At 73.0% G+C, this 13,379-nt stretch carries 10 protein-coding genes; 5 read left to right on the plus strand and 5 right to left on the minus strand.

Annotated elements, in window-relative coordinates:
- Positions 1-78: 78 nt before the first annotated feature.
- Positions 79-4,089 (minus strand): alpha-(1->3)-arabinofuranosyltransferase family protein, encoded by a 4,011-nt coding sequence (locus ACFVYA_RS23460; RefSeq protein WP_387047870.1) that lies wholly within the window; start codon positions 4,087-4,089, stop codon positions 79-81.
- A 149-nt stretch (positions 4,090-4,238) separates the two neighbouring features.
- Here ACFVYA_RS23460 and ACFVYA_RS23465 point away from each other — a divergent pair, with 149 nt between their 5' ends.
- Entirely contained in the window at positions 4,239-4,889 is a 651-nt protein-coding gene (locus tag ACFVYA_RS23465; RefSeq protein WP_285985687.1) for a class I SAM-dependent methyltransferase, read from the plus strand.
- On the opposite strand, the gene ACFVYA_RS23470 is transcribed toward ACFVYA_RS23465, so the two are convergent.
- The 3 genes from ACFVYA_RS23470 to ACFVYA_RS23480 all read right to left on the minus strand — a co-directional run bounded on the left by ACFVYA_RS23470 (position 4,883) and on the right by ACFVYA_RS23480 (position 9,931).
- Positions 4,883-6,622 (minus strand): hypothetical protein, encoded by a 1,740-nt coding sequence (locus ACFVYA_RS23470; RefSeq protein ID WP_387047873.1) that lies wholly within the window; start codon positions 6,620-6,622, stop codon positions 4,883-4,885. The two genes, ACFVYA_RS23465 and ACFVYA_RS23470, sit on opposite strands and share 7 nt — an antisense overlap.
- A gap of 79 nt (positions 6,623-6,701) precedes the next feature.
- Positions 6,702-8,282 carry a substrate-binding and VWA domain-containing protein gene (locus ACFVYA_RS23475; RefSeq protein ID WP_387047875.1) on the minus strand — a complete coding sequence of 527 codons (1,581 nt, stop codon included), beginning with the start codon at positions 8,280-8,282 and terminating at the stop codon, positions 6,702-6,704.
- A gap of 248 nt (positions 8,283-8,530) precedes the next feature.
- Positions 8,531-9,931, minus strand: coding sequence for a PLP-dependent aminotransferase family protein (locus tag ACFVYA_RS23480; protein WP_387047876.1), 1,401 nt, complete (start codon positions 9,929-9,931; stop codon positions 8,531-8,533).
- A gap of 47 nt (positions 9,932-9,978) precedes the next feature.
- Here ACFVYA_RS23480 and ACFVYA_RS23485 point away from each other — a divergent pair, with 47 nt between their 5' ends.
- From ACFVYA_RS23485 to ACFVYA_RS23495, 3 genes are all read left to right on the plus strand, one after another.
- Positions 9,979-10,437, plus strand: coding sequence for a carboxymuconolactone decarboxylase family protein (locus tag ACFVYA_RS23485; protein WP_387047878.1), 459 nt, complete (start codon positions 9,979-9,981; stop codon positions 10,435-10,437).
- An 84-nt stretch (positions 10,438-10,521) separates the two neighbouring features.
- A complete protein-coding gene (locus ACFVYA_RS23490) occupies positions 10,522-10,677 on the plus strand; it encodes a hypothetical protein (RefSeq protein ID WP_387047879.1) in 156 nt (51 codons plus the stop codon).
- Entirely contained in the window at positions 10,650-11,180 is a 531-nt protein-coding gene (locus ACFVYA_RS23495; RefSeq protein ID WP_387047881.1) for a hypothetical protein, read from the plus strand. Before ACFVYA_RS23490 ends, ACFVYA_RS23495 begins: the two co-directional genes overlap by 28 nt.
- Positions 11,181-11,419: 239 nt before the next feature.
- Here ACFVYA_RS23495 and ACFVYA_RS23500 read toward each other — a convergent pair whose 3' ends face one another.
- The gene (locus ACFVYA_RS23500) at positions 11,420-11,794 is read right to left on the minus strand and encodes a MarR family winged helix-turn-helix transcriptional regulator (RefSeq protein WP_285985693.1); all 375 of its coding nucleotides are present in this window, start codon (positions 11,792-11,794) and stop codon (positions 11,420-11,422) included.
- Between the two features lie 86 nt (positions 11,795-11,880).
- On the opposite strand from ACFVYA_RS23500, the gene ACFVYA_RS23505 reads away from it, so the two are divergent.
- Positions 11,881-13,350: an MFS transporter gene (locus tag ACFVYA_RS23505; RefSeq protein ID WP_285985694.1), complete on the plus strand. Its 1,470-nt coding sequence runs from the start codon at positions 11,881-11,883 to the stop codon at positions 13,348-13,350.
- Positions 13,351-13,379: the final 29 nt, after the last annotated feature.

Here is a 13,379-nt window from a genome sequence, read left to right on the forward strand (position 1 = left end):
TCCGGCCCCAGTCACGTGGGTTACGCGCCCAGTCACGTGGGTTACGGGGTCGAGCACGTGGGTTGCGGGGGGCTGGGGTTAGCTGGTGGGGTTGGTGGGGTTTTCCTTGCGCACGAACCAGTCCACGCACGTCGCCACCATTGCGGCCGCGGCCAGCAGGAGTGCCGCCTGGGTCACCGGGCCGTACGCCCAGTCCTGGCCGTGGCCCAGGATGCGGCCCGTCACCGATGCGCCCGCCGCCACCGCCATGCCGCCGAAGGCCAGGTACCTCGGTGCGCGCTCCGAGAACTGGCGGGCCAGCAGGCACGCGATCAGCAGCACCACCGGCAGCATCCCGCCCAGCGCGACCAGCAGCCCGATCAGCACGACCGGGGTCCAGGAGCCGCCCGGGGAGATCGTGAACCGGCGCCGGTGCGCCGGCCACGCCACGCCCACCAGCAGCGCCAGCACCGCCGCCGCGCCGACCAGGAGACTCAGCCGGTAGTGCGCGTCCGGGGTGAACGACAGCGACACCACCCCGCCCGCGCCCGCCGGGACGATCCACGCCTGCTGCCAGCCGTCCACGCGGGTGCGCGTCAGCTGCTGACCGTCCAAACTGGCCGTCCAGCCCGCGTTCGCGTTCTCCGGGACCGCCAGCACCGCCTCCGCGCCCGGCCCCACCGTCACCGACCGCGACGCCGCGCCCCAGTCACCCACCTGCACCGCGCGGTGCACCGGCGGCGACGCGGTGCCGGCCGGGCGCAGCCACAGGTCCTGGACCACGAACGACTCCGACCGGTCCGTCCGCAGCTCGTGGCCGCCCGCCGGCAGCGCGATGCCGCCCTCCGAATCCCGGCACATCCCCAGCGCGAGCGGCCGGTGCGCGGTGATGTCGGACAGCTTGCCCTGCACCGACGTCCGGTAGTCGAGCCCGTCGAGGTGGACGTTCGGCCCCGATCCGCACGGCACCGTGAACGCCGGGTCCGGCCCCGGGAGCAAGCCGTCGCTCCCGGACAGCGCCAGGCTGCCGATGCCCACCACCGAGCGTGCCGCGGGATCGTCGTCGTCGCCCGGCAGCACGACCTGCAGCTGGTCGGTGTCCAGGGGCTCGAAGGACGCGGACCCGCCCGCGTCGAGCTGCACCGACCGCGTCCCCGACCGGCCCACCAGCTCCACCTGCCGCGGCGCCCGGGCTCCGCTCGACGGCGAAACTTCGATGTGCAGCCCCGAAATCCGCTTCGGCGACGGCCACCCGAGCGTCAGCGCCGGCCGCAGATCGGTGACGTCCGGGCGCCACGTCGTGCCCGGATCGCCGTCCACGGCCGCGAACCCGGCGGCCGCCGGGTCGCCGCCCAGCTGGGACGTCGACGCCACGGTCACGCCCGGCAGCGACACCGGGTTGCGGCCGCCGCCAGCCGGCAGCACCGTGCCGCCGACCAGGTACGTCTGCTCCGCCGGGGTGCTGAACAGCCGCCGAATCCCGTCGGGTTCCTCGCCGTCGCGGGCCGCGGCGGCGTCACACCGCACGGCGGCGCCCAGCGGCAGGCACGCGTACCGGGGCTGCGGGCCGCGTGTGAAGGCGAACCCGGGCGCCGGCCCGGTCGGCAGGTCCGCGGGCACCTCCAGGGCGCGCTGCGGCTCGGTGTCCGGGATCTTCAGCTCCGCGATGCCGACGTTCCCGTCCTGCCGCCCGACCACCAGCGACAGCAGCGTGATCCGCACCGTGCGGGTGACGCCGCCGGCGACGGAGTACTCGTGCGGCCCGGCACCGCGGATCACCGGCTGCTCGACCGAGCCGTTGTCGGTGGTGATCCGGATCCGGGTGGCCGGCCAGCCCACCCGCAGGTCGTCCACCATCTCCAGGTTCACCGAGTTCACCAGCCGCGGGGTGTCCAGCTCCACCTCGAGCCACTGGCCGATCGGCCCGGTGAACGACGACGAGTGCCACGCCGTGCGCGGGTCGCCGTCGATCGCCGCGAACGGCTGGTGCGAAGGATCGGACCCGCCGAAGGCGTCGGCGAACGACGCCGCCGTCGACGCCGTCACCGAGCGGATCCCCCGGTAGGCGGCCACGGTCTGGTGCTCCTGGCCCGGGAACGGCAGCAGGTCGCCCGCCGCGCGCTGCTGGCGGTAGGCCTCGCCGGCGGTCAAGGTCTGGCTGAGGTTGTCGCGGACGCCGCCGACGTTCCGCTCGGCCCGGCGCAGGCCGTCGGTCACCAGCCGCGGGCCGCCGGGCGACCCGCCGTCGCCGGTGAGCACGGTGGGCGTCGCCGGGTCGAGCTGACCCGAGTCGATCAGGGGCAGCAGGTTCTCCGGGCCGCCGCTCACGGTGGGGACGTCCGTGGTGGACGTCGCGGTGGCCAGCGGCACCGGCTTCCCCACTTCGTAGACTTCGAGCGGGCCGAACTCCGCGGCCTTGGCGATGCCCGGCGACCCGGCCAGCCCGGCCCGCAGGGTCGCGACGGGCGGGGCCGCCGTCCGCTCGCGGTCGATGTCGTTGCGCAGCAGCAAGAACCGATATCCCGAACGGGCGAGCAGCGCGGCCAGCCCGGGGTCGCCGCGGCCGTCGGCGAGCGCCGCGTCCACGGAGTCCATCAGCCGCGTGTTCCCCTCGGACCCCAGCGGCACCTGGTTGCGGACCGCCCACGGGCTGCGCGCGATCGCCTGCGCGGGCTCGTCGACCGTGCGGCCCCAGTCGTACTCGCCGAAGCCGGTGGCCGGCAGCAGCAGCGTCCGCGCGTTCGGATCGGCCTTGGCCACGTACCCGAGAGCGTCGTACCAGTAGCCGGGCACGGCGTCCCAGCCCGGGCCGGACCGCAGGTTCAGCAGCCACGCCGGTGCCGCCATCACCAGCACCAGCAGCAGGCCCAGCGCCGGCCGCAGGAACCGGCGCGCGGACGTCACCCTGGCCGGGCTCGAGATGCCGTGCGCGAACGCCAGCATCAGCGGCAGCCGCAGCACCGGCTCGAACTTGTGCACGTTGCGCAGCGGCGCGAGCGGCCCGTCGAGCAGGTGCCGGACCTGTTCGGCCAGCGGGCTGTCGAGCGTGCCGACGTAGCCGATGGTCAGCAGGGTCAGCCCGGTCACCACACCGAGCACGAGGAACCGCCGGTCCGGCAGGCCGCGCCGGGTCAGTCCGAACAGGCCGACGCCGGCGACGAGCCCGGTCGCGAGCATCAGCACGGGGTTGTCGATCAGTGACCAGCCACCCGGCCACCACGGCGTGCCCTGCACGACGTAGGCGACCCACTGGTTGGTGCCGCGCAGCACCTCGAACAGCGACATCGGCGCGGTCGTGTTCGTCGCGGACTCGATGTAGTCCAGGAACGGCAGGCTGTATTCGCCGAGCAGCAGCAGCGGCAGGATCCACCACAGCGTCGCGCCGATGACGAAGACGAACCACCACAGCACGAGCTCGACGTGCGCCCGCGTCCAGCGCCGCGTCAGCAGCCACAGTCCCGGCAGGACGAGCGCCATCACGACCATCGCGCCGTTGACGCCGCCCATGCACAGCACGGCCAGCGCGGACAGCCCGGCGGCCCGCCGCGGCGAGCCGATCGCCCCGGCCCGCACCAGCGGCACCAGCACCCACGGCAGCAGCACCGCGGGCAGCATCTCCGCGGACAGGCCGCCGATTTCGGTCAGCATGCGCGGCGCGAGCGCGTACCCGAGCGCGCCGATCAGCCGCGTGCGCTCGGTGCCGATCTTCATCGCCCGCGCCAGCAGCAGGGCGCCGCCGAACGCGGCCGACAGCAGGACCGCGCCCCACAGCCGTTGCGCGATCCACGCGGGCACGCCGGCGGCCTGGCACAGCGCGAAGAACGGGCCCATCGGGAACAGGTAGCCGTACGCCTGGTTCTGCAGCTCCCCCGCGGTGGCCTGGGGGTTCCACAGGTGCAGGGCGCGCCCGAGGAAGGCGAGCGGGTCGACGGCGAGGTCCAGTTTGGTGTCGAACGTCGTCTTCCCCGGCATCTGCAGGAATGACAACGTGGTCAGGGCCAGCACGATCCAGGTGCTCGGGCGGCGGAGGAACGCACTCGGTGAGAACTTCCGGTCGCGCTCCGCGGGCGGGGCGCCGTCCCGGGTCCGTTCGCGGGTGCTGGTTACCATCCGGTAGATACTAAGCCGAAACCTGGCTACCATGTGCCGACGATTTTCCCCGGCCCCCGACTTCCCTGGGCAGGTGCGCCATCACGACCGAACTGAGCACGGACGGCTTCGCCGACGCGTGGACACTGGCCGAGCCGGTCAAGGGCTGGATGACGCGCGCGCAGGGCGAGGCGCTGTGGCAGGCCGCGTGCCGCCTCGAAAAGGGTGACGTCATCCTGGAAATCGGTAGCCACCAGGGCCGATCCACGATCGTCCTGGGCGCCGCCGCCCGCACGGTCGGGGCCACGGTGATCGCCGTCGACCCCTTCGTGGACGGCCGGTTGTTCGGCGGATCGCCGACGCGGCAGCTGTTCGAGCGCAACATCCGGCGGGCCGGGCTGGACGACGTCGTCGAGCTCGTCGCCGGTTACAGCACGAAACTGCGCCCTGACTGGGATCGGGCCATACAGCTGCTTTACATCGACGGCAAGCACGACTACTGGACCTACACCGACGACCTGCGCTGGTCGGCGCACCTGCCGCCGGGGGCGGAAATCCTGGTCCACGACTGTTTTTCCTCCATCGGCGTCACGCTCGGCACGATCGCGAAGGTCCTCTTCGGACGGCGGTACACCTATCTGGACCGCGCCACGTCGCTGGCGCGGTTCCGGCTGGCGCCACCGTCCACGGCAGACCGCGTGCGCCTGCTGGCGCAGCTGCCGTGGTTCGCGCGCAACGTCGGGATCAAGGTGCTGCTGCGGCTGCGCCTGCGGCCGCTGGCCCGGCTGGCCGGGCACCACAGCCCGTACGACCCCTACTGAGTCACCGGCTTCCCGACCTCGACTCTAGGGACGCACACGGGGGCGCCCGGGCTCGACAGCCGCACGCCGATGTGGTCGAACAGGCCGTCCACCGGCAGGTACAACGAGTGCAGCCCGGGCTGGAACCACACGGGTGTCCGGTCGACCAGGCCTTCACCGCCGTCGCGGGTGAAGTAGTCGATCTTCAGCAGGTGCCTGCCGAGCAGCGGGGTGTCGAGTGCCACGCTCACCGGCGTTTCGCCGATCGTGTAGCCGCAGTCCGGCACCGGCCCCGGCACGCCGCGGGACTCCGCGGCCACGCCGGTGATCAGGTGTGGGGTGCCGGTGGCGTCGAGCAGGTGCATCCGGTTCGTCGGCTGGTCGAAGTGCGTGCCGGGCACCAGGCCGGCGACCCGGGACGCCTGCGAGTCCGCGCCGAACCACTCGTGGACCACATCGGACGGCACGAACGTGTCGTAGAAGACGAGATCCGGATCCTCGGCGACGGCCGCCCGGACGTTGGCGACGTACTGTCCGGAATGGTCGAACCGCATCGCGGGGGCCAGCCGGGAAAACCCGATCGCGGAACTGGCGAGCAGAAGCACGGACACGAGTAGCGCGATCGGCCGCTCACGCGTGACTCCGGATGGCGCAACCCCTTCGGGCGTAAGGAAGGCGAACGCTCCGCACAGGGCGGCCACGAACGCCAGCTCGGCGAGGTACCTCGGGTCGTCGCCGGCGGCCGGGCCGACTTCGCGCAGCCGCGTCAACGCCAGCAGCCCGACGTCCACGGCGAACAGCAGCCCGAGCAGCGCCCACGCCCGCCAGGCCCGGCGGCCGCCCACGCGCCCGCCGGCCACCACCAGCGCCAGTGCCGCGGCGAACAGCAGGACCACGACCGCGAACGGCGACGGCGCCCAGGTCGCGCCCGGGCCGGGCCCCGACCACGGCCCGCCGGCCAGGCCGGGCAGGAAGGTGTCGCCGAGCATCCGGCCGGTCAGGTCGGCGACGGTGCCCACGGTCATCGGCGGGCCGCCTGGCGTCACCTGGCTCGACGTCAACGCGAGGTAACCCACGACGAACGCGGCGAGCAGCGCCGCGTGTCCCGCCCAGTAGCGCCACCGGTCGCGGAAGGACTGTCCGAGCAGGACGGTCACCCCGGCCAGCAGCACCGGGACCACGACGGCCTTCTCGTAGAACGCCAGCCCGAAGAGCGTCCACGCGAAGGTGCCGATCCACCACCGGCCGCCTTCGCGCAGGTAGCGGACGTGCCAGTACAGGGCGCCGGCGGCCGCAAGCACCACCGGGACGATCTGGGAACCGTAGGCCCACCACAGGGGCGGGACCAGCAGCAATGTCGAGGCCGTGAACACGGTGAACGGCACCAGGATCGCCCAGCGACGGCCGAAACAGCGCACCAGCAGGCACCAGAACAGCACGGTCGCCACGGCCCGCATCAGCAGCAGCGGCGCCACCATCAGCGGGAAGTTCAGCGGCGCCCACCACGTCATCACGGCCGCGAGGAAGAACCCGCCGGGCATCAGGTGCCCGTGGTAGTCCTGGAAGAGGTAGCCGAGGTCGAACGGCCCGGCGAAGGCGGCCCGGTAGGTCATGACGAAGTCGTCCTGGGCGAAGTTCCCGTGCAGCGCCGCCCAGGTGTGGAAGGCGAACGGCACCGCGCCGGCGACGAACGCGGCGAGGACCAGCGCGGACGGTCTTCGGGTCACCCGGGGCGCGGGTTTTTCGATCTGCACCCACCCCTGCTTTGGGGGGTCCAGGGGGGCTTGCCCCCCGGCTGGGGCTTGGGGCTCGGCCCCATAAGACATAGCGTCCTCACTTCTTGCAGGCGGGCGGCTGGCACATGAGCTTGCTCAGTGCCTGGTAGAAGACATCGGAGATCTTGCGCGGGTCGGGCGTGGTGAAGGACTCGCCGCCGGTCGCCGCCGAGACCTGCCGCAGCTCGCTCGCGTCGATGTCCGGGCCGATGCCGATCCCGATCACGGGCAGCGGTTTCCGCGGGTCCTGCAGCCGGCCGAGCTCGGCGAGCAGGCCGGGCAGCCCGATCGAGTCGTCGTCCTCGTTGCGGCCGTCGGTGAGCACGACGACGAGGTTGATCCGGCCGAGCTGCCAGCTCTGCCGGGCGTTCTGGTACGCGGCGAGGATCGAGTCGTACAGCCCGGTCGCGCCGCCGGGCTTCGGCTTGACCGCCTGCAGCGTCGCCACCCCGCCCGCGGCGAGCTGCTGGGCGATCGACCGCATCGGCAGCAGTTCCTTGTAGTCCTTGTTGCCGTCCAGCTTGGTCGAGAACAGCCAGAGGCCGATCTCGCTGGTCGGCTTGAACAGCCCGAGCCCCTGCGTCGCGGCTTCGAGCGTCAGCGACATCCGGCTGCGGCCGGTGCCGGGCACGGTCGCGGCCATCGAGCCGGAGACGTCGAGCAGGACCTGGACGCGGGCGCTGAGGTTCGCCCCGGCCCACGCCTGGAGCACGCCGTACATCGCTTCGGGCGTGGGCGGCCCGGCCGGGCGCGGTGCGGCGTTCGTGCGGGTGTCGCGCGGCCGGTCGCCGAGCAGCTGCCCGGACGGCGTCCGGAACCCGCCGTCCGCGAACGCCTTGGTGGCGGTCTGGTCGAGCAGCAGCCGCAGGAACCGCTCGGCCGCCGAGCGCGACGCCTCCGAAGCCCGCGGCAGCACGACGTACGGGTAGTCGAAGCTCGGCACGCCGGCGGCGGGGTAGGCGGCGACGAGCTTGCGGGCCAGCACTGACTGCTCCGACGCCGGCCACGCGGTGAACGGCTGCTTCACCGCCGAAAGCCTGCGGATCTCCTCGGTGAAGGCGGCGGCCGGGTCGGGCGCGTCCTTGGTCACCTGCTGCAGGCCGATCAGCGCGCCGATGGCGGCCGGGTCCCGGCCCGGGTCGGGCAGCCCGACGAGGCTCCCCGCGAGCACGTCCGACCACGACGGCGACTTCCCCGGCCAGCCGGCCTTCTTCGCGACGTCGTCGGTCAGCGCCAGCACCACCGGCGAGCTCGCCACCGGCTGGCCGGACTCGGGGAGGTTCCACGCGCCGCCGTCGCGGGCCTGCAGCAGCCAGGTGCTCGACTCCGGCACCCAGACGTCGGGGCCGTTCGCGCCGTTGGCCTCCAGCGCCGTCGCGGTGGCCGTCGACGGGCTCGCGGTGACCTCGACGGAGTAGCAGTCCTCCTCCGGGACGGTCCGGGCGAGCTCGGTCAGCACCGGCGCGATGTCCGGCGCGGCCGTGAGGCGCACCGGGGTGGTGCTGTCGCAGCCGCCGCCGGCCAGCCGGTTCTTCAGGTAGTCGAACCCGGCCCATGCGAGCAGCGCGACCACGAGCAGCGCGCTCAGGACGACGACCCGAGCGTCGATCCGCCGGGCCCGCGCCGGGTGTGCCGCCAATGCACGTCCTTCCCTCGTGAGGTGCTGGCAGCTTGCCAGCCGGGTGAGCGGGAAGCCAGTACCGGAAGCAGAACGTCACCATCGGCGCGTGAGCCGGCGGTGAAGGGCGGCCCGGGTGCGGCCGTTTTGGTGATTCGCCCTGCGGTGTCGCGCTCTCCCACCGGCGCTACGACCTGCCGGGCGCGGGGCGGGCCGACATCGACTACAGCGCGGCCGAGCCGTTCGGGATCGACATCGTCGGGTAGGCCTCACTCGGGCGGCAGCGCGCGGCACAGCGCGTCGAGAGCCGCCGGGTAAGCGTGTTCCGGTGGCGTCGCGTAGCCGACGACCAGGCCGTCCATTGTGGACATCGTGCTGTCCGGGTGCCGGAAGGCGGCCAGGCCGTCCAGTGCCAGTCCCTGCCAGGCCGCGGCCTTCAGCGCGGCCTTCTCGGTGCCCGGCGGGAGCCGCAGGACGGCGTGCAGGCCCGCGGCGATGCCCGTCGGTGTCACGTGCGGGGCCCGCTCGGCGAGCGCCGTCACGAGCTGGTCGCGGCGGCGGCGGTAGCGCTGGCGCATGCGGCGGATGTGCCGGTCGTACGCGCCCGACGTCAGGAACTCGGCCAGGGTGAGCTGGTCGAGCACGCCCGCCCAGGCCTCGCGCTCGCCCTTCACCGCCAGCACCGGGTCCACGAGGTGCCCGGGCAGCACCAGCCAGCCCAGGCGCACCGCGGGCGAGAGGCTCTTGCTGACCGAACCGGCGTAGACGACGTGCTCCGGGTCGAGGCCCTGGACCGCGCCGACCGGCTTGCGGTCGTAGCGGAATTCGCCGTCGTAGTCGTCCTCGATGAGCACGCCGCCGGTCGCGCGGACGTGCCCGATGACCGCGGTGCGGCGGTCGTGGTGCAGCGGGCCGCCGGTCGGGAACTGGTGCGCGGGCGTCAGCAGCACCGCCGGGACGTCGAGGTCTTCGACGCGCGCGCCGTGCTCGTCCAGGCCCAGGGGGATCGTCTTCACGCCGGCGGCGGCGAAGATCGACCGGTGGAACGCGAGGCCGTAGGACTCGACGGCGAGCGGTCCCCGCAGCACGGCCGGGAACAGCAGCCGCAGGGCGTGGGCGAAGCCCGAGCACACGACGATCCGCTCCGGTGACGTCCGCACGCCACGGGCCCGCGCGAGGTACTGGGCAAGGGCTTCCCGCAGCTCCGGGCGGCCGCGCGGGTCACCGGGGCCGAAGGCGTCGTGCGGGGCCACGTTCAGCGCGCGGCGCGCGGCGGCGAGCCATTCGGCGCGCGGGAACGAGGTCGCGTCCGGCTGGCCCTGCCGGAGGTGGTACGCCGGTTTCGGAGCCGTCGGCTTCCGGGCCGGTGCCCGGACCGGCTCGAGGGGTTCGGCGCGCTCGGCGACGCGGGTGCCGGAGCCCTGCACGGCGGTGAGCCAGCCTTCGGCGACCAGCTCGGCGTAGGCGTCGGCGACGGTGTTGCGGGCCAGGCCGAGGTCGGCGGCCAGCGACCGGTAGGGCGGCAGCCGGGTGCCCGGGGCGAGCCGCCCGGCGCGGACGGCGTCCCGCAGGGCGGTGATGAGCGCGGCGCGCTTGCCGCCCGGTCCGGTCAGCTCCAGGTGCAGGTCGGCGCCGAGCCGCTCCCCCGAATTGACCCATTCTTTTGCCACGGAAATGCACCCTACACACGGGTCAACCACGCCCTAGATTTCTGGTCATGACGAACTCCCGCCTCAACTTCGCCAAGACCGCACCGAAGGCCTTCAAGGCCCTGATCGGCTTCGACGCCGCCGCCCGCGCCGGGCTCGACCCCGCGCTGGTCGAACTGGTCCAGATCCGCGCGTCGCAGCTCAACCGCTGCGCCTACTGCCTGCACATGCACACCTCGGACGCCCGCAAGGCCGGCGAAAGCGAGGAGCGGCTGCACATGGTCGCCGTGTGGCACGAGGCCGGTCACTTCTTCAGCGAGAAGGAGCGGGCCGCGCTGGCGCTGACCGAAGCGGTCACCCTGGTCTCGGGTGGCGTCCCCGACGACGTCTACGCCGGGGCGCTCGAGCAGTTCGGCGAGGAAGAACTGGCCCGGCTGCTCGCGCTGATCTTCACGATCAACACGTGGAACCGCATCGCCATCACGACGGCGAAGGTGCCGGGAACGGACGAGCGAGCGGCCCGGTGACCCGCCGCCCGGGCGCGGTGCCGGCCCTGCCGGCGTTCGCGCGGCCGTGACCTGGGGTTCGGCGCCCAGAGCCGGCAGTGGGCGGTGAGCGCCTACGCCGTGGCCGTCGGCGGGGCGCTCCTGCCGGGCGGCGCGCTGCTCTTCCCGGCGACGCTGAAGCTGGTCAGCACCGCGTTCGCGGCCGGTCGCCAACGCAACCGCGCGTTCTCGGTGTGGGATACGCGGGCGGCAGCGGCATGATCCTCGGCTCGCTGCTGGGCGGGGTGCTGACGCAGGCGTCCGGCTGGGCGGCGGTGTTCTTCGTGAACGTCCCGCCGGCCGCGGCCGCCGCCGCGCTCGCTTTCCCTTTGCCGGCCAGGGATCCCGCCCCGGAGCCCGGCCGCCGGTTCGACCTGCCTCGGCACGGGCGCGCTGGTGGCGTTCCTCGTCGTGCTGGGTTCGGGCCAGGTCGCGGGGTACACGCTGATGTTCGGCGCGGCGGCGGCCGGGATCCCGGCCGCGGACCAGGGGTGGCCTCCGGCGTGGCGTCGACGGCCCCGCAGATCGGCGGCTCGGTGGGGCTGGCGGTGTTCGTGGCGGTGGCCAACGCGAGCACCCACAGGCAGTCGGGCGAGGCACTGCGAGTGGCCACAGTGGACGGTCTACGCACGGCGGTGCTGCTGGCGGCAGCGGGGATCGCGCTGACGGCGGTGGCGGCCCTGCGCTTCCGCGGCCAAGGGCAGGCGGTGGCGGTCCCGGCATGAACACCGCTACAGCTCCAACGGCGGGAAGTCCGTCGCCGCGTTCGCCGGAAGCTCGGCCATGATCGAAGTGATCAGGGCGATCGAGACGACGGTCGCGGCCCCACGGCGAAAACGCGCGCGGCAAGGTCGGGTCAATTCGGTACAAGCCCGGCTCCCGGCGGAAATCACCGGGGAAGTAACCGACAGGACAAGCAGTGCGTCATCCCCGGAACGAACCGCGAGTCCCGGCGGCGGCGCGCTCAGCGCAGGGTTTCCGCCAGCACCTCGCGGTGCGTCCGCTTCGCCGCGAGGTACTTCTCCCGGCCGGCTTCGGTGATGGTGACGAAGATGCCGCGCCGGTCCACTTCGCACAGCGCGCGCTCGACCAAGCCCTCCTTTTCCAGGCGGGCCACCAGCCGGGACGTGGCGCTCTGGCTGAGGTGGATCGCGCCGGTGAGGTCGGCCGCGCGGCACTTGAAGTCGCAGGTCGCGAGCCGCTCGAGGGCCTCGAACTCGTTCGCGCCGATGCCGTGGCGCTCCTGCAGCCGGCACTCCAGCGTGCCGAACACGGCCGAGTAGCGGGCCAGCAGCTCGTGCCACTCCTGGACCAGTTGTTTCTCGGCGACGTCGCTCACGGCGACCAACTTAGCATGCACGGACATCAGATGCAAACACATTAAATGCTTGGACATTAGATGCGTGTGCATGTAATGTCGCCGCCATGAGTTCTTCCGTGTCCTTGTCCACCACCTCGACCCGGTGGGACGCACGTCTCTGGGGTGTCCTGCTCACCGTCTCGATCGTCATCGGCCTCGACGCGCTCGACGTGTCGATGGTCGGGGTCGCGCTCCCGGCCATCCAGGCCGACCTCGGCCTGTCCACCAACGCGCTGCAATGGGTCGTCAGCGGTTACGTGCTCGGCTACGGCGGGCTGCTGCTGCTCGGCGGCCGCACCGCCGACCTGCTCGGCCGCCGCCGCGTGTTCCTCGTCGCCGTCGCGATCTTCGCACTGGCCTCGCTGCTCGGCGGCCTCGTCGACGACGGCGCGCTGCTCATCGCCAGCCGGTTCATCAAGGGCCTGGCCGCCGCGTTCACGGCGCCGGCCGCGTTGTCCATCGTCACCACGACGTTCCAGGAAGGCCCGGCCCGCAACAAGGCGATCGGCATCTTCGCCGTGTTCGGCGCGAGCGGCTACTCGGCCGGGCTCGTGTTCTCCGGCCTGCTGACCGAGGTCGGCTGGCGCTGGACGTTCCTGCTGCCCGCGCCGATCGCCCTGGTGGCGCTGGTGGCGGCGTGGAAGCTGATCCCGTCGTACCGCGCCGAAGCCGGCGGCGGCTACGACTTCCCGGGCGCCATCACCGGCGCGGCCGGTTCACTGCTGCTGGTGTTCGGCGTAGTCGAGGCGCCGGAGGTCGGCTGGGCCGCCCCGCGCACGCTGATCACGTTCGCCGTCGCGCTGGCGCTGCTGGTGACGTTCGTGGTCATCGAGAAGCGCAGCCGCCACCCGTTGCTGCGGCTCGGGATCCTGCGTTCGGGCCCGCTGGCCCGGGCCAACCTCGGCGGCGCGCTGTTCTTCGGCGCGTACATCGGGTTCCAGTTCGTCGTGATGCTGTACCTGCAGCGGGTGCTGGGCTGGTCCGCGCTGCAGACCGCGCTGGGCTTCCTGCCGGCGGCGCTGATCGTGGCGTTCGGTTCCCCGCGCATCGAGCCGCTGATCGACCGGCTCGGCACGCCGCGCACGATCTTCGCGGGCGTGGTCGCGCACGTCATCGGCTACGCGCTGTTCCTGCGCATCGACGAGCACTCGGGTTACGCGGGCAGCGTGCTGCCGAGCATGATCCTGCTGGGCATCGGCTTCACGCTGGCGTTCTCGTCGCTCAACATCCAGGCCACCGCGGGCATCGCGGACGACGAGCAGGGCCTGGCCGGCGGCCTGCTGAACACGTCGCTGCAGGTCGGCGGGGCGATCGGCCTGGCGGTGGTGACGGCGGTCCTGACCGCCAACGGCGGCCGCGAGGCATCACCGGCGGCGCTGCTGACCGGGCTCACGCCGGCGTTGAGCGTGGTCACGGGGATCGCGGTGCTGGGCCTGCTGGTCGCGATCAGCGGCCTGGCCGCCCGCAAGAAGCCCGTGGCGGAACCCGTCGAGAAGCCGGTCGAGGAAGCCGACCTGCTGGCTCTCGCCGACTGAGCCGCGGCCGTGACGCGGGAACCACCACC

Origin of the sequence: Amycolatopsis sp. NPDC058278 (assembly GCF_042881395.1) — a bacterium.
GTDB lineage: Bacteria > Actinomycetota > Actinomycetes > Mycobacteriales > Pseudonocardiaceae > Amycolatopsis.